Origin of the sequence: Dolichospermum sp. DET69, from assembly GCA_017355425.1 — a bacterium.
Lineage (GTDB): Bacteria > Cyanobacteriota > Cyanobacteriia > Cyanobacteriales > Nostocaceae > Dolichospermum.
The window spans coordinates 1,188,835-1,208,787 of sequence record CP070233.1; the positions used below are offsets into that span (position 1 = coordinate 1,188,835).

At 37.7% G+C, this 19,953-nt stretch carries 19 protein-coding genes and 1 pseudogene; 6 read left to right on the forward strand and 14 right to left on the reverse strand.

The features are described from left to right. Nucleotides 1-172 precede the first annotated feature (172 nt). On the forward strand, nt 173-898 hold the full coding sequence (gene sfsA, locus EZY12_05845) for a DNA/RNA nuclease SfsA (protein ID QSX69170.1): 726 nt from the start codon (nt 173-175) through the stop codon (nt 896-898). A gap of 197 nt (nt 899-1,095) precedes the next feature. Here sfsA and EZY12_05850 read toward each other — a convergent pair whose 3' ends face one another. After that, complete coding sequence (locus EZY12_05850) at nt 1,096-2,073, reverse strand: carbohydrate kinase (protein QSX69171.1); 978 nt, start codon at nt 2,071-2,073, stop codon at nt 1,096-1,098. A gap of 286 nt (nt 2,074-2,359) precedes the next feature. On the opposite strand from EZY12_05850, the gene EZY12_05855 reads away from it, so the two are divergent. After that, nucleotides 2,360-2,638, forward strand: a complete 279-nt coding sequence (locus EZY12_05855; protein QSX69172.1) for a response regulator transcription factor — start codon at nt 2,360-2,362, stop codon at nt 2,636-2,638. Nucleotides 2,639-2,706: 68 nt separating this feature from the next. Here EZY12_05855 and EZY12_05860 read toward each other — a convergent pair whose 3' ends face one another. After that, nucleotides 2,707-3,834 (reverse strand): transposase, encoded by a 1,128-nt coding sequence (locus EZY12_05860; protein QSX69173.1) that lies wholly within the window; start codon nt 3,832-3,834, stop codon nt 2,707-2,709. A 51-nt stretch (nt 3,835-3,885) separates the two neighbouring features. On the opposite strand from EZY12_05860, the gene tnpA reads away from it, so the two are divergent. From tnpA to EZY12_05880, 4 genes and pseudogenes are all read left to right on the forward strand, one after another. Beyond that, complete coding sequence (gene tnpA / locus EZY12_05865) at nt 3,886-4,224, forward strand: IS200/IS605 family transposase (GenBank protein ID QSX69174.1); 339 nt, start codon at nt 3,886-3,888, stop codon at nt 4,222-4,224. Between the two features lie 251 nt (nt 4,225-4,475). Then, nucleotides 4,476-6,131: an IS1634 family transposase gene (locus EZY12_05870; protein ID QSX70535.1), complete on the forward strand. Its 1,656-nt coding sequence runs from the start codon at nt 4,476-4,478 to the stop codon at nt 6,129-6,131. A gap of 328 nt (nt 6,132-6,459) precedes the next feature. Beyond that, nucleotides 6,460-6,570 (forward strand): annotated as a pseudogene (locus EZY12_05875) (transposase). Nucleotides 6,571-6,770: 200 nt separating this feature from the next. Continuing rightward, a complete protein-coding gene (locus tag EZY12_05880) occupies nt 6,771-7,217 on the forward strand; it encodes a hypothetical protein (GenBank protein QSX69175.1) in 447 nt (148 codons plus the stop codon). Here the strand turns inward: EZY12_05880 and EZY12_05885 are convergent. The 12 genes from EZY12_05885 to EZY12_05940 form a co-directional block, all read right to left on the reverse strand. Then, entirely contained in the window at nt 7,214-7,951 is a 738-nt protein-coding gene (locus tag EZY12_05885) for a metallophosphatase (GenBank protein ID QSX69176.1), read from the reverse strand. The genes EZY12_05880 and EZY12_05885 overlap by 4 nt on opposite strands. Before the next feature lie 88 nt (nt 7,952-8,039). Further along, nucleotides 8,040-8,849 (reverse strand): metallophosphoesterase family protein, encoded by an 810-nt coding sequence (locus tag EZY12_05890; GenBank protein ID QSX69177.1) that lies wholly within the window; start codon nt 8,847-8,849, stop codon nt 8,040-8,042. Beyond that, on the reverse strand, nt 8,846-9,619 hold the full coding sequence (locus tag EZY12_05895; GenBank protein QSX69178.1) for a GTP-binding protein: 774 nt from the start codon (nt 9,617-9,619) through the stop codon (nt 8,846-8,848). The genes EZY12_05890 and EZY12_05895 overlap by 4 nt, the downstream gene beginning before the upstream one ends. 12 nt (nt 9,620-9,631) lie before the next feature. Continuing rightward, the gene (hisI, locus tag EZY12_05900) at nt 9,632-9,967 is read right to left on the reverse strand and encodes a phosphoribosyl-AMP cyclohydrolase (GenBank protein QSX69179.1); all 336 of its coding nucleotides are present in this window, start codon (nt 9,965-9,967) and stop codon (nt 9,632-9,634) included. A gap of 130 nt (nt 9,968-10,097) precedes the next feature. Next, nucleotides 10,098-10,748 carry a GTP cyclohydrolase I FolE gene (gene folE, locus EZY12_05905; protein QSX69180.1) on the reverse strand — a complete coding sequence of 217 codons (651 nt, stop codon included), beginning with the start codon at nt 10,746-10,748 and terminating at the stop codon, nt 10,098-10,100. Nucleotides 10,749-10,846: 98 nt separating this feature from the next. Further along, the gene (locus EZY12_05910) at nt 10,847-11,863 is read right to left on the reverse strand and encodes a GTP-binding protein (GenBank protein QSX69181.1); all 1,017 of its coding nucleotides are present in this window, start codon (nt 11,861-11,863) and stop codon (nt 10,847-10,849) included. Nucleotides 11,864-11,935: 72 nt separating this feature from the next. Then, the gene (locus EZY12_05915; GenBank protein QSX69182.1) at nt 11,936-13,765 is read right to left on the reverse strand and encodes a threonine--tRNA ligase; all 1,830 of its coding nucleotides are present in this window, start codon (nt 13,763-13,765) and stop codon (nt 11,936-11,938) included. Nucleotides 13,766-13,862: 97 nt separating this feature from the next. Then, nucleotides 13,863-15,101 (reverse strand): SidA/IucD/PvdA family monooxygenase, encoded by a 1,239-nt coding sequence (locus EZY12_05920; GenBank protein QSX69183.1) that lies wholly within the window; start codon nt 15,099-15,101, stop codon nt 13,863-13,865. A 33-nt stretch (nt 15,102-15,134) separates the two neighbouring features. Continuing rightward, complete coding sequence (hemB, locus tag EZY12_05925; GenBank protein QSX69184.1) at nt 15,135-16,127, reverse strand: porphobilinogen synthase; 993 nt, start codon at nt 16,125-16,127, stop codon at nt 15,135-15,137. Nucleotides 16,128-16,263: 136 nt separating this feature from the next. Continuing rightward, nucleotides 16,264-18,498 carry a glycoside hydrolase gene (locus EZY12_05930; protein QSX70536.1) on the reverse strand — a complete coding sequence of 745 codons (2,235 nt, stop codon included), beginning with the start codon at nt 18,496-18,498 and terminating at the stop codon, nt 16,264-16,266. A gap of 241 nt (nt 18,499-18,739) precedes the next feature. Next, the gene (locus EZY12_05935) at nt 18,740-18,970 is read right to left on the reverse strand and encodes a NifU family protein (protein ID QSX69185.1); all 231 of its coding nucleotides are present in this window, start codon (nt 18,968-18,970) and stop codon (nt 18,740-18,742) included. A gap of 84 nt (nt 18,971-19,054) precedes the next feature. After that, nucleotides 19,055-19,711, reverse strand: a complete 657-nt coding sequence (locus tag EZY12_05940) for a DUF3386 domain-containing protein (GenBank protein ID QSX69186.1) — start codon at nt 19,709-19,711, stop codon at nt 19,055-19,057. Nucleotides 19,712-19,953: the final 242 nt, after the last annotated feature.

The following is a 19,953-nucleotide window of genomic DNA, read 5'->3' on the forward strand; positions in this document are numbered from 1 at the left end:
AATTAATTATTTATCATTTTAAGTATATAGCAATTATAAATCATGTTTTAACAACAAGATCCCCGACTTCTTCAAGAAGTCGGGGATCTGAATATTCCTATTCAAAACTAGAAAACTAGCTGGGGAATAATCTTAAGTTACTATGAAGAAATGCTCTACCTATTTATAACTAATGCTCAATTGGCTCTATAACTACCCAACACTATATCCTGGGATTTTACTCAAACGCTACAAGCGGTTTTTTGCTGATGTTCAACTAGACTCTGGAGAGGTAGTAACAGCACATTGTCCGAATACAGGTCCCATGACAGGAGTTTCTACTATTGGTAGCGCTGTCCAAATTTCTAAAAGTGATAATCCTCAACGCAAATTAGCTTATACCTTAGAATTAATTCAAGTTAATGATCTAGCAACGACTTGGGTAGGTGTAAACACGGCTTTACCTAATCGAGTCATCAAATTAGCCTTACAGCAGCATTTATTCCCAGAATTGGGAGAATATGAACAGGTTAAGGGTGAAGTGGTTTATGGAAAAGATCGCAAAAGCCGAGTAGATTTTTATTTGACAGGTAGTGCTGAACTACGACCAATTTACTTAGAGGTAAAAAATACAACTTGGTCAAATGGAAGTTTAGCCTTATTTCCCGACACAGAAACCACCAGAGGACAAAAGCATTTACGGGAATTAATGGAAGTGTTACCCCAAAGTCGCTCAGTAATGCTGTATTTTATTAACCGAGGTGATTGTTTAGAATTTGCACCTGGAGATATTACAGATCCTCTATATGGTCAGTTATTACGGGAAGCAATTCAACTAGGCTTAGAAGTCCTCCCATGTCGCTTTGATATATCTCCAATAGGTATTCGTTATTTAGGTTTAGCGGAATTGAAAATTTAATCAACCCAGAGAAAAAATGTAGAGACAATTCATGAATTGTCCCTACTTCAGAAAATTAATCCCAATTTTCTGCAAGACCGCACAAAGTCATCAAATCCATTAATTTATCCGTCCTTATCTGCGTTTAATTATTATTAATTTTCCAGTCAGGAATATCAACTGATTTTAGCTGATATCCCTGCTGAATATACTACTACTTAAAATTGATGAGAACTGAGAAAAGCGTCAACTTCAGCCGCAGTGGGTTGAGATGCGATCGCCCCTGGTTTAATAGTAGTTAATGCCCCCACAGCACTGGCATAGGTAACAATCCTTTTAGCTGTGGCTGCATCTTTGAGACTGTGAATCCCAGCTTGTTGCAATTGATGGATAAACCCAGCTAAGAAACCATCTCCTGCACCGGTTGTATCCACAACAGACATCGGGAAAGCGGGAATTTTCCCTTCGTTTTCACCTAAACAATAGGCACAACCATGTTCACCATCTGTCACCAAAACCCCTTCTAAAGAATTAAGTCTATAAGTAATTGCTCCTGGGTCTGTTGTATTAAATAACCATTGTGCTTCTTCTTTGGTCAGTTTGAGAAAATCAAATCGTTTTAACAATGAGAGAATTTTGGTCTTGGCTGTGTTTTCATCTTGCCAAAATACTGGTCGCCAATTGACATCCAGAATAATTTTTAGGTCATATTGTTCTGCTAACTCTAAAGCTCGCAAAACTGCTTTTTCACTTTCAGGATAAGCTAGTTCTAAAGTTCCTACCACCAAAAAATCGGCTTCATCAAAAAGCGCGATAGGTAACTTTGTCGCTTGAAGACGGGTATCAGCAAATTCTGAAGTATCATATTTACCAAAACCTGCAAAAGTGCGATCGCCCGCTAAATCCCTGACTACATATACTTGTCTAGTTGGTGCTGTCGAATCACGTTGCACACCCGTTGTATCTACACCAACATCTTTTAATAATGTTACCAATGTATTTCCTGGTTCATCCTCGCCTACTGCTCCCATAAATCCGGCTGATGTTCCCAACTTCACCAAAGCACAAGCCACATTAGCGGGCGCTCCTCCGGGGTAGGGAGTCCATGATTGCACTTCTTCTAGCTTAAGTCCCAATTGATCAGCTAAACAGTCAAACAAGACTTCACCAAGACATAAAACAGAGGGATTACTCATTTCATTTTTGATTTTCGATGGGGCATAATCTAAATTTAGTTTGACACTAAGCTAGATATATTTTTGATGATCAAAAAAATGTCCCTCATTCAGCAAGAGCCTTTTTACTCATCTTAGTTAGAATAAATACCTTTGATCTGTAGCGGTGATGACTACAAACCTAAAATCAAAAGAAAATCTTGACATTAGTATTATTAGCAACATTTAAAACTATCTACCTCGGAAAGAATCTTCTAGAATGGAGAATAATATTTGAGTACATATACCAAGGGAGGAATAGTAAGTCATGGCTACTAGTGAGTCTGGGATCCGTGTTAGTCTGTCAGACAGAGAACTGCAAATTATCGACTTAGTGGCCACCGGCTTAACTAACCAAGAAATTGCAGCGAAACTGGAAATTAGTAAACGCACAGTTGATAACCATATCAGTAACATTCTCAGCAAGACAAAAACTGATAACCGTGTGGCTTTGGTGCGTTGGGCTTTACAGTGGGGTAAAGTTTGTTTGAATGATGTTAATTGCTGCTCTCTTCCACCTGGGAATGATGAAAGTATCTCCTATTGACATACTCACCGACCTGAAGGTGCGGTGATTCTTGACGCTTCACTGACTGACGCTAACCGTTGCTAGTCTTACTCTGTCTGGAGCGCCCGTTTAGAGTCGTGGCAATGCCCTATCCCGACTTTATTTATATTTTTTGCGGCGTTCTCGTCTCGGTCGTGTTCAGTCCCACAATTCAGGCACTTAACCGACCGAATTTTTAGATCAAGTTTCCCCCATTTGTAGCCACATTCAGAGCAAATTTGGCTGGTCGGTTCCCATCTACTAATGACGTGAAATGTCCTGCCAAACTTCTGTGATTTAGCTTCACATAACGTCCGAAACTCTCTCCATCCCTGAAGACTAATCGCCCTAGCAAGTTTGCGATTTTTAACCATGCCCGATACACTCAAATCTTCTAAAACGATAACTTCATTTTCGCTAACTATTTTGGAGGATAATTTGTGCAAAAAGTCTTTTCTGGTATCAGCTATTTCGTTATGTAGTTTTGCAATTTGAATTCGGGTTTTATTTCTTCGTTGTGAGTCTTTTGGTTGCCGTGCTAATTTCTTCTGAAGTTTGCGAATCTTCCTGTCTAATTTTGAGTAATCGGGGCTTTGGGCTTTTTCTCCATTGCTCATGACAGCAAAAGTTTTTATCCCCAAATCAATACCGATACTTTGGTTTTTAGCATCAATATTAACGGGTTCAACTTCTACTACAAAACTGAGAAAATAACGGCTAGCACAATCCTTTATTACTGTTACAGAGCTAGGAGCGGAGGGTAAATCTCTTGACCAAATCGGGCTAACGTTACCAATTTTGGCTAGATAAACCTCATCCCCTTTGATTGAAAACCCACCGATTCTAAATCGTGCTGACTGCTGATTAGTCTTCTTTTTGAACTTAGGACGACCTAATTTTTTACCTTTGCGTTTCCCTTTTAGAGAATCAAAAAAGTTTTTATAGGCAACTCCCAAATCTGCAACCGATTGTTGCAAAGGAATATTAGAAACATCAGACAACCATTGCCGCTCAATAGTTTTTTTTGCTTGAGTAATAACCAACTTTTGCAAGTCGTTGTTACTTGGTAGTTTTTCTGCTTGTTTACACATAGCCAGCGCATCATTCCAAACCACGCGAACACAACCAAACAATTGAGCTAAAAGCTTTTGCTGTTGGTCTGTAGGGTAGAAACGGAGTTGATATCTGGCTTTCATGGTTAATGCTATAATTGGGCTGTAAATTAATTATATATTGGTCTGCACAAAATGGCAAGTCCCCTCAGAAGAGAAAGACACAGCGTTACAGACTTAAAGATTCATTTGGTTTGCGTTACGAAATATCGTCGGGCTGTGTTTACTGGTGAAAGTCTTGATTTAATTGAAAAAACATTTCGTGAGGTGGCTGAAAAAATGAATTTTAAAGTGCTTGAGTTCAACGGTGAAGGAAATCACGTTCATGCACTGATTGAATATCCTCCTAAATTATCTGTTTCTCAAATAGTAAATGCTCTAAAAGGCGTATCTAGCCGCAGATATGGACAAGCCGGATATAACCCACATTCCGCACCCACAACTGTCACACCCCAAGCAAACGGATGTATTTAGTACATAAGAACTAAATGTTGAGAGGATTTGTTAAAGCTAAATAGGAATTATTACTATTAAGTTAGAGATACAGTTAAATATTCACGACTAAGTACGAAATTATTGGTTCTTAGGTTATTTTGATAGAAAACTTAGTTTAAAATCATTGAAAGGTTTATCCTCAATGACAATGAAAAAACTAAAAAAATGTGTTGACTCAACAGAAAAATGAGAAAATACAAAACAGATACTTTTGTGGAGTTTCTGTTGTCATGTTGAATATAAAAGACCTTGAATTGAAGAAGATTGACCATTTAGGAATAGTAGCAGGAATAGTAGATTCAATTGGGATAGTAGAAATAATTAATAATTTACTAGGGTCAGAACCAGAAGAAAAAGTCAGTGCGGGTCAGGTAGTAAAGGCGATGATTTTAAATGGATTAAGCATGATGTCACAGCCTTTATATATGTTCCCAAAATTCTTTGAATTAATCGCTTGTGAACACTTAATTGGTGCAGGAGCAAAACCAGAATATTTCAACGATGATAAGCTGGGAAGAGTATTAGATAAATTATTTATAAAAGGACTAGATACAACATTTTTAGCAGTCAGTTTAAATGCGGTAAAAATATATCAGATATCACTTTCATCATCACACTTGGATTCGACATCATTTCATGTAGATGGAGAATATGAAAATAGTTTACCATCAGTAATATTTAAAAATCAAAAAGAATCAGGTTCATTGGAAAAAGAAAATGAAGAGAGTCAATCACCTCAAGCGATAAAGCTGACCTATGGTTATTCAAGAGATCATCGTCCAGATTTAAAACAATTTATTACACAATTAGTATGTTCAGGAGATGGAGATATACCAATATATATAAAAGCAGTATCAGGGAATGAAGTTGATTCTAAAAAATTTGGAGAAATCGCAGTTGAATATCAGAAAAGAATACAAGTTGATAGTTTGATAGTAGCAGATAGCGCATTATATACAGAATCAAATATCAAGTTAATGTCGAGTCTCAAATGGTTAACCAGAGTACCCTTAACGATAAAATCAGCAAAAAACTTAGTGATGAGTTTAGCAGAATCGGAATTTGTTAAAAGTGAAAAAGTAGGATATTCTTATGCCGAAAAGAAAATAACTTATGGAGATATAGAACAAAGATGGTTAGTTGTGCAAAGTCAAGATAGAAAAAAATCTGACTTAAAGAAATTATCAAAGAAAATAGAAAAAGCTTTGACTAATACTCAAACTAAGTTAAAAAACCTATCGCAAGAAAAATTTGCTTGTGCTGCTGATGCTAGAAAAGAATTAATCAAAATAAGTAAAGAATTTAAATATCATCAAGTAGAAAATATCGAAGTTATCGAAAAAAGTCCTAACATCAAAGAAGAAAATCAATCAAAATACTATCAAATCTTAGCAACAGTTGCTGAAAATAAAGATGCTATTGACCAAGAAGTATTAAGTGCAGGAAGGTTTATAATTGCCACAAATGTTTTATCAGAAAAAGAACTGAGTAAAGAGAAAATGCTGTCTGAATATAAAGCACAGCAATCCTGTGAACGAGGATTTAGTTTTCTCAAAAATCCTTTATTTTTAGCAGATAGTATTTTCCTGAAAAGCCCAGAAAGAATAGAGGCATTAGCAATGATAATGGGGTTATGTCTGCTAGTTTATACTCTAGCACAAAGAGAAATTAGGGCTGCTTTAAAATCCTTAAACTATACTGTAAAAAATCAATTGGGCAAAGCCATCAACAATCCAACAATGCGGTGGATATTTCAATGTTTTCAATCAGTTCATCTTGTTACTTTTCAACAAAAAACAGACTTTTATAACTTAACATCTGAAATGAAGTACATTCTTCTATTTCTCCCAGAAGCTTGCCGTAATTACTACAGATATATAAGTTGATTTATCAACATTATTAATAGTTTAATTATACAATTTGACTCATTAATTTTATTAATGAGTTTAAGTTTTAATGCTATTTTTAAGTTTATTTCTAGAAGGATATAAGTTATGATTAAGTCTTGATAGACTAACAATAAAATTATATTATATTTTTTGCCAGAAACCACCCTTATTCTTTATTGCTTCTTATTGAGAATACATCTGAATCAATTTTCCTATCTAAAATTTGTTTTTTTATATATCAATGTATTCTTTTACTCCTTCTTCATCAATTTACCTCCGTAATCACCGTTTGTGACAGTCAAGGGTGCGGAATGTGGGATATAAAAAACCCCACAAAGAATCTCTATGGAGTCCCAGCTATTTTGCCACTTCAGTCGGTGGTGCGCCACTAGAAATATTAAAAGAGTATATTAAGAATCAAGAAAAGCCGTCCTAGAAGGACGGGGCTTGTGTCCCGTCATTTCGGTCAAGAAGCTGATTAATCAAGCTTGTTTACTGCTTTATAGGTAGTTGATTTACGCTGTTGTGTACTACTTTGCATATTTAAAAAGTAAGGTCAAAGCACAGGTATCTAGAGGCGTAAATCAATTATCCTGGAAATATACTTTTAATTATCGTTGCGAACATTATTAAATTATGTATAAACAATTGTTGAAACCAATTATCTTTGTAATTACAAGCATCGTCACTATATTACCACAGGTAAGTATTGCCGCCCCAAAAGGTTTTCAGTCCCCCAGTGGTAATATTTTCTGTGAGCTAATTCCAGGAGAAATAAATAGTTTAAGGTGTGAAATCAATACTTCACTAAAACCTAAACCTCCAGAACCCTATCCTGGATATTGCGGGTTTGATTGGGGAAGGGGTTTTTTATTACCTGCTGACGCTAGACCAGAAATTTTGTGTATTAGTGATACTATTGCTAATAAAAATAAAACCGTTTTGGCTTATGGACGGACTTGGAACAATGGTGGTTTTAAATGTGTTTCCCAAAAAACAGGTTTGACTTGTACTAATAGTAATGGTGTTGGTTTTTTTCTCAGTCGAGAAAAATGGCGAGTATTAGGTCTTTCTAGACCTTAGTTACAAATCGGCTGCTTTTGAAAACCCTTAGCTTGTCCGTAATACACATTTTTAAACTGCACCTGATTTGTCCCAGGATTGTAGAGAGTATAAGTTGCTTTTCCTAGAGTCCGTCCCACATTTCCCACACCAATCACTTGACGAGGGTTAATAGTGACAGTTTGTGGAGACAATTGATGATCAAGAGTAGTGATTTCACTGCTAATAGAACCAGCTTGTAACTGATACTGAAAAGTTAACCCAGAACGACCACAAAATAGATTATTTGCTTGCATTCGTGACAATCTATCTAACATTTGAATTGGGGGAGTATCGGGGGTCAGTTCATCATTTACCCCCATTGTCGAACCGTGTATTAATAAACAATCTAATTCAAAAAATCCAAAATCCAAATTTCTCAACCATTCTACAGTTGGACGGGAAACACAGTCCCACAACATCTGCACAGTATCACCACCATATTTTGCCAGTAATTCTGGTGCGTCTCCAGTCGGACCCAAACCATGTAAAATCAAACACTGTTCTTCCCACCATCCCTTACAAACCATTGGTGCTAATTCACCCCGTCGCGGTGATTTCACCCTTTCCACTAGCTGTTCACATTCTCGCCTTGGACCGACTAAATCACCGATAATATACAATGCCTCTACATAACGGTTTCTCAGCTTAATATCAGCTATCACAGCTTCATAAGCTGCCAAATTTCCTTCAATTCCACTCAATATCGCCCACATAATTTTAGGTTCTATATTTTTATATCTCACGCAAAGGCGCAAAGGAAGAAAGGAATACAGAGTTTTATTATTGTTCTTCCTAATCCCGTTATCTTGTACAAACATGAGTTGGATCTTCTGCCCGTTCAGCATACTCTAAGCCATGCGCTAAACGCCAAGCAAAGATTTCTGGTAATCCTTTTTCGATAATTGCTGCACAGGTTTTTTGATAATTATAAGTAACTTCCCGCAAAGTCACCCCTTGAGTCTCAGTTTCATAAATTACATAAGTTGCATTTGGTCGTCCATGTCGAGGTTCTCCAACAGAACCAACATTAACAATATTTTTCAGCGCAGATGAAAAGTTAATTTTCCGTGATTCTGCTGGATTATTAACCTGAACTTGTAACTCACCAGCATTAAGATTACGAGTATAAGGAACGTGAGTATGTCCACAAAATAGCACGTCTGCACCTGTGGAAAGTACCCTTTCTAAAGCTACAAAAGCATCCAATTCAGGTAATAAATATTCATGGTTGCTATGGGGACTACCGTGAACAAAGGCTAAGTTTTGCCATTGGAGACTATGGGGTAAATTAGCTAAAAATTCCCGGTTTTCTGGATGAATTTCTTTATTAGTCCATTCATGAGCTTTTAGTCCTCTTTTTTCTGCCAATATTGAAGGATAACTACAATCGCAAGCATTCAATCCTTCCACAATATCTTCATCCCAACAACCAGCGCAGGTAGGAATATCTAAGGAGCGAATTTGGTTAATTACAGCATTGGGGTGGGGTCCATATCCCACTAAATCACCAACACAAAAAATTTTTTCCGCTTTTTGATTGTCAATATCTAATAATACAGCATCTAAGGCTTCGTAATTACCATGAATACATGACATGACAGCTATTTTCATACTTCTGGACCTTCTAATAAAATTTGTTGTACTTGTTGTTGATATTGCAAAATCAATGATTCAGATAAACAGCAATCTGATAATGTTGCTTTTAAAGCGGTTTCATTTAAGTTTTTTCCGGCTATTTCTATGCCACTAAACCGCTGAGGTCTACCTTCTAAATAGCGTGGTAAGTCTAATTCTAAAAAATCTGTTTGGGGAACACCAGAGACAAAATCACAGTAAAGAGAACGTCCATCATTAACATCAAAAATTGCCTTAGCACGGGTAACAATACCATAAGCACCGTGAGTTATTTCATACCAAAATTCATCTAAACTATTTTCATCAATTACTTGCCCCGTAGTTTCTACCCGCCATAAATTTTCTACCATTATAGTTGGAATTGGTGAACCATAGATAATTTCATTTGCCCAACTATCATATTCAGAGTTTTTTAACTCCGCTGGAATAATTGCTATAGCGTGGTAAGTGAGATGATCTAATATTTTTGATATGCTATTTAACTCTAGATAAGAACCTAATTCAACATAAACACTCTCTGCTGTGGAAATGTGATGGAGAAATTCAATTTCTTGACCATCACCAAATATTTTCAGATCAGGAAAATCAGTAGCTATTTTAGTTTGATCAATGGGAATATTCCCCGTTCCTGGACAAAAATAAATTACTTTTTCAATAGATTTAATATCTCGAATTTGTTGACAGATCCAGGTAGTTTTCCCAGATCCAAATAATCCAGCGACAACGGTAATAATTGGTAAAGACATAATCAATATAAATTATAATTTATGAGGTAAAATTTCCACAGAATTAAAAAAACAACTTCTTACTCCAGTATGACAGGCAATATCACCAACTTGCTCAATTTTGATGAGAATTGTATCACCATCACAATCATAAAAAAGCTCTTTTACTTTTTGAATATGTGCAGATGTTGCCCCCTTATGCCACAACTGAGAACGGGAACGACTCCAATAATGAACTTCACCTGTAGCCAGGGTTTTTTGAATTGATTCTGCATTCATCCAAGCCATCATTAAAACAGTACCATCGAGGTAATCTTGAGCTATAGCCGGAATTAACCCTTGCTCATTAAACTTCAAATTTCCAATCATGATAAATTATCCCTTTTCATCTGCGTTTATCTGCGTTTATCTGCGTTCAAATATCATTATAATGTAGAGATAAAAAATATCCTATCTCTACATTACGCAAAATTGTTAAATTTGCATCAGCCAAGACCTGTTATTTAAAATTAGCACTGTGGCGAATTAAACTCATAAATTCTCCACGAGTGCGTGCGTCTTCAGAAAACACACCACGCATAGCACTGGTAACAGTCCAAGAACCTGGTTTTTGCACTCCTCTCATCACCATACACATATGAGTTGCTTCAATTACCACTGCAACTCCTTGAGGTTTGAGTAAACCTTGCAGTGCGTCAGCAATTTGTAAAGTCAGCCGTTCTTGCACTTGTAAACGTCGAGCATACATTTCACAAATGCGGGCAATTTTTGATAATCCTATCACTTTACCATTAGGAATATAAGCGATATGAGCGCGGCCAATGATTGGTAATATGTGGTGTTCACAGGAACTGAAAAGATCAATATCCCTGACTAAAACCATTTCATTTGCATTTTCTGTAAATACTGCTCCATTTAGCAGTTCATCTATAGATTGATCATATCCACTTGTAAGAAACTTTAACGCTTTAACAACTCTTTTCGGAGTATCTTTTAGTCCCTCACGGTCTGGATTTTCTCCTAATCCAATTAGCAAAGTCCGTACAGCTTGCATCATTTCTGCTTCTGTTACAGTTGGCTGTTGCTGATTAGATAAAGATGAAATTACATCAGCAGCAGAAGTTAGTTCTGGACGAATAGATAGAGTCATTATTTGAGTTTGATAGGATGAGTTATAACACAAGTTAATAGTTAAATATCTATGAATTTCTATTAACTAAAGAAAGAGAATTTATGAACACTTTTAAACTATAACAAACATTTGTTAAGTTTTGTGTAAATCTCATTAGTATCCAGTTTTCTGCCAACAAAAACTACCTGATTTTTCGGTGCAGCACACCATTCGTCAGCGTTTAATGTGTAACGATGTCCACTCAGTTGAAAGATATGACGTAAATCACTATCACTAAACCATAAAATACCCTTAGCTCGAAATACATTGTCTGGCAGTTCTTCAGTGAGGAAATTCTCAAACTTATGCACATCGAATGGTTTATCACTTTGGAAAGAAATGGAAACAAACCCATCATTGTCTAAATGATCGGAGTGATGATGATGATGTTCATGATGATGTTCATGTTTATGAGTATCTTCATCATCAATGGCAATGTACTTATCTTTTGGTGTTAAACCTACATCTAAAATTAGAGGTAAAGCAACTTTACCATATTGAGTATGTAAAATTTTCGCTCCATCTTTCACGTCATGGATGCAATTTTCTACTTCTTGTAGTTTTTCTGGGGTAACAAGGTCTGTTTTATTGAGGAGAATAATATCCCCATAGGTAATCTGTTTTAAAGCTGCTTCACTCTGGAAATGTTCTTCGTCAAATGCTTCAGCATCTACCACTGTGAGAATCGAATCTATGTTAGTTAAATCTCTCAATTCTGTGCCAAAAAAAGTTAAGATAATTGGTAAAGGGTCAGCAACACCAGTGGTTTCAATTACTAGATAATCAATGCGTTCTTCTCGTTCTAAAACTCGATAAACAGCATCAACTAAACCATCATTAATTGTACAACATATACAGCCATTACTAAGTTCTACCATATCTTGATCTACAGAAATTAGTAATTGACTATCAATGTTGATATCACCAAATTCATTGACGAGAACAGCGACTTTTAAATCTTGTTTATTCTGAAGAATTTGATTTAAAAGCGTAGTTTTACCACTTCCAAGAAATCCCGTAATAATAGTAATTGGCATTCCTTGTTTGGGAATTTCAGGAATTGTATTTGTTGTATTGAGAGTGATGGTATTCATATCAAAATCTAGTGGTTTTATTGGTTGAATGTTTAAATCAGTGTTCTTAAAAGATTACTGACTTCTTTGATCCTAATCTTTTGCTGCTTGTAAATGATCTACAAGTTCAGTTAAAGTCAGAATTCCTAAATCTCCAGCTTGTCTACTTCTAATACTCAAAGTTTTGCTTTCTACTTCTTTCTTACCAACAACAGCAACAACGGGAATTTTTTCTAATTGTGCTATGCGAATTTGTTTGCCTAACCGTTCACCACTGCTATCTACTTCTACCCTAAATCCGGCTTTTTTTAAGTCTGTTGCTACTGATTTTGCATATTCTCGAAAGTCATCACTTACAGGTAACAACCGCAATTGTACAGGTGCTAACCACAAGGGAAAATCCCCTGCATAGTTCTCAATTAAAATGCCAAAAAAGCGTTCCAAAGAACCAAAAATAGCCCGATGAATCATAATTGGTCTTTGCCGACTACCATCAGCAGCAATATATTCCATATCAAACCTTTCTGGCAAATTAAAATCTACCTGAATAGTTGAACATTGCCACAAACGACCAATAGCATCTTTTATTTTAATGTCTATCTTTGGTCCATAGAAAGCTCCACCACCTGCATCAACAACATAATTCCAGCCTTTAGTATTTAAAGCTTGTTCTAGTGCTGTTGTGGCTAATTCCCAAACATCATCAGTTCCGACTGATTTATCAGGACGGGTAGAAAGATTGACCTCATATTCTTTAAAACCAAAATCTGATAAAATCTGCTCAGTGAGATTTAAAACTCCTAATATCTCATCAGCAATTTGGTCAGGTAAACAGAAGATATGAGCATCATCTTGAGTAAATCCTCTGACTCGCATTAAACCATGTAATGCTCCAGATCGTTCGTAACGATAAACTGTTCCTAATTCTGCCCATCTTAATGGTAATTCTCGATAGGAATGAAGTTGATGTTTATAAGTTAGAACATGAAAAGGGCAATTCATGGGCTTAATTTGATAAGCCTGATTTTCCACATCCATCGAGTCAAACATACTTTCTTGATAAAAGTCAAAATGACCCGATGTTTTCCATAGGTTGAGATTGGCTATATGAGGTGTATACAGTAATTGATAACCAGATTCTAGATGAGCTTCGCGCCAATAATCTTCAATTATGTAGCGAATAATTGCGCCATTGGGATGCCAAAATACTAAACCACCACCGGCTTCTTCTTGAATACTAAATAAGTTAAGTTCCTGACCTAACTTGCGATGATCTCGACGGAGGGCTTCTTCTCTTAGTTGGAGGTAAGCTGCTAATTCTGCTTTTGTTTGCCAAGCTGTCCCGTAAATCCGTTGTAGCTGAGGTTTAGTTTCATCACCTTGCCAATAAGCACCAGCAACATTTAATAATTTAAAGGCATGAGGATCAATTTCACCAGTAAAGTTAATGTGAGGACCCGCACACAAATCCCACCAATAGTTATTCGCTGGTTGAATATCTGTGACAAACAATGAAGTTTCTGAATTACCAGTTTCAGGAGTACCAATGAAGTAGCGGGTGATAATTTCTGATTCGGGTATACGTTCTAAGATTTCTAGCTTGTAAGGCTCGTTTAATTCGGCAATTTCGGCGCGAATTTCGGCTCGTTCCACCTCTTCCCGGATAATAGGTAGGTTAACTTTGATTATCCGTTGCATTTCGATTTCAATTTTGCCTAAGTCATCAGGGGTGATGCTGACTGGACAATCAAAATCGTAGTAAAATCCAATTTCTGTGACAGGTCCAATTGCTACCTTAGTCCCTGGAAATAGTCTTTGTACCGCCATTGCCATGATATGGGCGCTGGTGTGACGAATTCGTGTAAGTTTGTCGTCTTCGTGCAGGTTCAAGCTGTCTTGAGACTGGGTTAATGAACTGACCATATCAAACAAAAATGAGAATCGTTATCAGTCTAGCGCAAAAAAGTGTGAATGTTACTAATTTTGGAGTTGATTTTGGGGAAAATATTTTGAAGTGTTGTTAGCTGGCTTTGACTTCAGTGATACTATGAGAAAAAGATACACTGGGCTTAACGATCGCTGGGACAATTTTTTCACAAGCCATTCTTGCACCGGATAAATTTCTGGCTGTCGGACTAACTTGCAAAGCTGCTAAACCACCCATGATAAATAATTCACAACCAGGCCAACGCAGATAGCTGTCTAAAACTGGCAAACCTTTAACAATTTGGATGGGATAAGCGGTTAAGATATCCTGCAATAATGGTTCAGTGGTGACATCGAATTTAGTACCTGTGGCTAACCAAATATAATCACACTCGAATATATGACCATCGCTACATTCTACCTGCCAATTATGACTTAACCATTCAGCTTTAACTATTTGACAGTTTTCATCAATTCTAATATTACCACGATGATGTTCTTTGCGTAATTGGGTGGCGATTGCTGGTGTCATAGAACCACCGTTTCTAGCTTGCTGGATCATCATCCACCGTTGTTCCCAATCTCCTTCAAAAAATCCTTTCAGATATTTTGGTCCCAACCAACCCGGTTCAGCATCAAATAGCTTTTCTGATAACTGTCTTCGCATCATTAAATTAACTTTTGCACCACGAGCGATCGCACCTACAGCCAAATGTCCACTTGTCAAACCACCACCGACAATTAAGACTCTTTGAGACTTTAACTGTAATTTACGTAAATCTACAGTTTGAGAATGGCAAAGTTTATGTTCTGGATAGGGTGAAGAAATCTGATTTACCCAATCAGGGATATGTATCTTACCACTACCAGTGGCCAACACAACTCGCCGGGCAGTTACCATTTGTCCATCTTCTAACAATAGCTGGAATTGAGGACGAAAATGATCAAATGACGGTTTAACGCTGCGTACAGCCAAAGGAATAACCTGCTCCTGCAACTGATAGGATGTAATCACATCCTCACAAAAATCTTCAAATAGGTGCGTTCCCGGTAAATCATAGGGGGGAAATAGTTCCTCAGACCGAGATTCAGAAAATTTTCTTAACGCGAAGGGGTTGGGGTGGGGATGATGAACAGCAGGAGAACGCAAATGAGGAATTTCCAAGGCCGCAAATTGCTGTTTCCAGCTACTTATCCATGTACCACTGGGGTCAAACACTACAATTTTACCCTTCATTGTTTGCCGTTTTTGCAGCAAATGGGCAACTAAGGTAAGAGCATGAGGACCAGCACCAATAATTGCTAAGTCAATTTTTGCAGGAACTGTAGTCATAATAGATAATAGGGAGATAAGGACTGGCAACCATTACATCAACATCAAAGCCACTTCCTTGGCAAAGTAAGTTAAAATCAAATCAGCACCAGCCCGTTTCATACTGGTTAAAGTCTCTAAAATCACCTTTTTCTCATCAATCCAACCATATTGAGCAGCAGCTTTAATCATGGCGTATTCACCACTCACGTTATAAGCTGCGACTGGTAAATTTGTGGCTGCTTTTACCTGACAGATTATATCTAGATAGGCTAATGCGGGTTTGACCATAATGATGTCTGCACCTTCAGCAATATCCAATTCAATTTCCTTTAAAGCTTCTTTCGCGTTAGCTGAGTCCATTTGATAGGTTTTTTTATCGCCAAATTTGGGAGCAGAATCCAAAGCATCCCGGAATGGTCCATAATAGGCAGAGGCATATTTTGCGGAGTATGCCAAAATCCCTACATTGATATAACCTTCAGCATCTAAAGCCGTGCGAATTGCCCCAATTCTACCATCCATCATATCAGAAGGGGCAACAAAATCAGTTCCCGCTTCCGCTTGGGAAAGTGCCATTTTGACTAACACTTCTAAAGTTTGATCATTGAGAATTTTGCCATTTTCATCAACCAAACCATCATGACCATGAGTAGTAAAAGGGTCAAGAGCTACATCAGTAATAATCAAGATTTCCGGGACTGCTTTTTTAATAGCTTTAACAGTTTCCTGGATTAATCCCTCTGGGTTGTAGCTTTCTGTACCTGTGTCGTCTTTTTGATCTTCGGGGATAACCGGGAAAAGCGCAACAGCATTAATACCCAACCGTGACACTTCCGCAATTTCTTCCAGGAGTAAATCTAGAGAATAGCGATAACATCCTGGCATAGAAGCAATTTCTACTTTTTCTTCTTCCCCCTCCATCACAAACATGGGATAAATCAGATCATCCACACTTAAAGTAGTTTCCCGTACCATTTTCCGTAAAGTTTCAGTCCGACGGAGACGACGGGGACGTTGAGGGAGATTTAAAGGTTGAGACGACATAATAATTCAATAAAAATGATAATCATTATTATAGTCATATTCCACAACTCCCAACAACCAGAAAAATACAACTCTTCCTTTGCGCCTTTGCGCCTTTGCGTGAGAAAAAAATCCCGATTTTTATCGGGAATCAACACTAAGGAACATCAATCGGAATCAAACCATTTTCCGGCACATAACCAGAAAAACAACCATCATCAGAAGAAACCAAAATCAACCGCAGAGGATAATCTGGAGGGACTTGCAAATCAGCCCAGGGTACTGCTATTTCTAAACAAGAACCTAACGCAACTTGGGCGCGAGTAGCACGAGGATACCATAAATGATCGTCTCCTGCTGCTCGAAACTGCACAGATTGACTGAGTAAATTCACTTCTAAATGATGGTGAAATAGATAATTTAAAGGTGCGCTGTCCGGTACTTCTGCCAGAGGTATGGAACTATTCACCATTGTTCTATCTGGATAATACCAAAATAGGTGTAAATCTGGTGGTAAATCCTGACCAGGAACAGCGCCAGTTTTAAAATCTACTCGCACATAAAAATTCAAATGGTCTACCCCATACCATAGCTTTTGAATGACGCTGCTGTTGTGCATCGTTCCCCTTGCGCCACCAACTTCTATCCGTCCGGCTTTGTCCCAATCCTGTTCATCACCTTTACCATCTATAATCGGATGAATAAAGCCTTCTGGTCTATGGTCGGAACGGGCTTCATGGATTTCTAGGGGACTGTGCAGATATGGGGGTATGGGTTCATTTAAGGCTGTGTAAATGCCATAAAGATGTTCCCGAAATAATTGGTCAAAAATGGCATCTTGGTTAGAAGAATGTCCCTCTCCAAACCACCAAAACCAGTCTGAACCTTCAGCCGCATATAGGGCTTCCCAAGCTGCGGGATTGTTTTCTTCTGTGGCTTCGGGATGATTTGCTAAGACTTGTCTAGCTGCGGTGAGATAATCCCAAGCGCGGTTTTTGACTGGATCTCCTATCCATGTGGTAAAATTACCATCTACCCAAGAACCGCTATGGAGTTGTTCACTCTTGATAGTGGCTGTGGGGGGGAATTCGTCAATAAATTCGGAAACGGTGACAAGTTTGATATGGGGTTCATTACTCAAACTTCCATACAATGTTTCCAGGAACTCTTTCCCATCTTGGGGATAAAATTCCCAACAATTTTCTCCGTCAAGGGCAATTGTCACTAACCAAGGTTGATCATCGTCACTTTCTTTTTGTTGTTTAGCGATCGCTTGCAAATGTCCGACTAAATCCGCTGCTGCCTTTTTTGCCGGCATTGCACTGTATGTAAAACCAATTAAATCTGATAATCTGTGATCACGGAAAACTATAGATACATCACCGGCTGGAGTTTGCAGACGGTAGGGACGATAAAGCAATTTTGGTTCTTGGACATTTCCCGCAGTGTCACGATGAAAAAAGTGTTTTAATGACCAACCTAAAACCGCTTCATCTGAGCAAATCCATTGAAAACCTTGTTTAATAATATACGGTAAAATTTCTGGACTAACGGACTGTTCTGAAGGCCATAAACCTCTAGGATCTTGTTCAAATCTATCTATATATAAATCCCAAGATTTTTGTAAATGTCGGGGGATATCTTCTACCCACTGAAACCGCTGGTTGGGTAATGTCATCTGTGGTACTGCAACCCGTCCGGCGTTAGTATCAGCTAATAGAGGTAAAATTGGGTGAGTGTAGGGAGTAGTGGTAACTTCCAATTGTCCACTTTTCTGCATTTTCCGATGTTGGGGAATAATCTGACTGAGGATTTGCCGCTGTTTGGAATAAATGCGCTGGCGATCGCCTAAACTAAAATTACGTCCTTGTTCTAACCATGCTGCAATTTCCGGGTCATTCCAGAACAAAGGATCAATCCAAGCTAAATTATGCCAGGCTAGTAAATCACCATAATCTGATAATTGCCAATTTGCTAAACACCAACTTTGTCCTTGCTCCTGTCTTTGGTAATATAACTGAGCATAACGAGGATGAGGATCAATTAAGGTATGATGGTTAGCATCAAAGAAATGTTGAATAATAAACTCTTTCTGTTCACGGCTTAACTGTTCTACAGGAGTTAAACTAGCAGTTAAATAAGGGTCAAAAGCCGTACCCGCAACATAATCTTCCAGTTGCAAAATTAACGAAGGTACTAAATTTACCGTTTGGTGCAATTTAGGATACTTCTCTAACAATAATACTAAATCTAAATAATCCTTAGTTCCATGTAAACGTACCCAAGGCAAGCGATACTGCTGACTTGTTACCAGTGAACTACCATTCTCAGGAGACTTGTACAAAGGTTGGTGTTGATGCCAGATAAATGCAACGTGCAGAGGATGAGACATAGTTAGGTGACTGTTGACTGGTGACTGTTGACTGTTGACTGGTGACTGGTGACTGTTGACTGGTGACTGTTGACTGGTGACTGTTGACTGTTGACTGGTGACTGGTGACTGTTGACTGGTGATGGGTAATAGGTGATAGAAATATCTTCCCAATTGCCTATTGCCTATTGACTGTTAACCGTCAACCGTCAACCGTTAACCGTCAACCGTCAACCGTCAACCGTCAACCGTCAACAGTGATTTAAATAACTTGTTCGACTTCAGCAATTTCGGGAATCATTTCCTTGAGACGGCGTTCAATACCCATTTTCAGAGTCATGGTTGAACTAGGACAAGAACCACAAGCACCCTGTAGCCGCACTCTCACAATAGGTCCATCCAATTCTACAATTTCTACGTTACCACCATCAGAGATGAGATAAGGACGCATTTCATCTAATACCGTTTCTACATTCGCTATCGTTAGTTCCATAATCTCAGACCTGCTTAGTTAATAAATTGGGAATTATTCAAGTTGCTAATGATCTAGTGTAGGCTGGGAATGGAGAATTGGTCATTAGTCAGTTGTCAGTAGCTGAATATTGGAATAAACAAACTCAGTAATTGATTGAGGAGTTTCAATCTTTCCATTTTCATATTCTGCGACTACCTGCTTGGTTAAAATGTAATAATCACCAAACTTTTGATATGTATCCGTAAACTTGAGGATGCTATTAACATCACTTGTTTGCGAATTCCGAAAAACTACATGATATGCAGAAGGCAGATAACCAGAGTCTGTATCTAGGAATTCCCCAGAATTAATCTCTAAAGCCATCCGACCTATCACCCGAATTTCCTGATAAATTTTTTGGTTATGGATATTATAACAAGAATCAGTAGTTTCACTTTTGACAAAAACCGTTACTGCGTCTGTTTCTGCTGTCTCACCTAAACTAAACTCATGTTGACCGTAAGCAGTTTGAAAATTGCTTCTTTGACAGCGGGTAACTATTTCCTGTAACTGAATATCAATTCCTGCTTCTATTTGTGGATTTGCAACTCCTGTAATTTCTACATTCAAGTTACGGTCAATCTGAATTTTACCAGTATAAACTTCGCCTTCCTGTAGCAGTTGCACATCGGCAGCATAACCAGGAAAGTTTTCATCCCAAGTATAACGACTTTCATGAGCAGTTTGGAATAAAGTTTCTGCCGTTGACTGAATTGCCATATCACCACTTTGACTGCGCTTTTCTACTAGTTTAATTTAAAGCTGATAATTCCTTGTTATTTTAACATATTAATTGTCTGAATCAGGATTTCCAGGATTTAAGGATGTACAGGATGGGTATTTACTGTTATTTTCACATATTAATTGTCTGAATCAGGATGTCCAAGATTTAAGGATGTACAGGATTTTTATTATCTCAATATTGTCAAGATTATCCTTAACTACCCCTTGACAAATTTCTG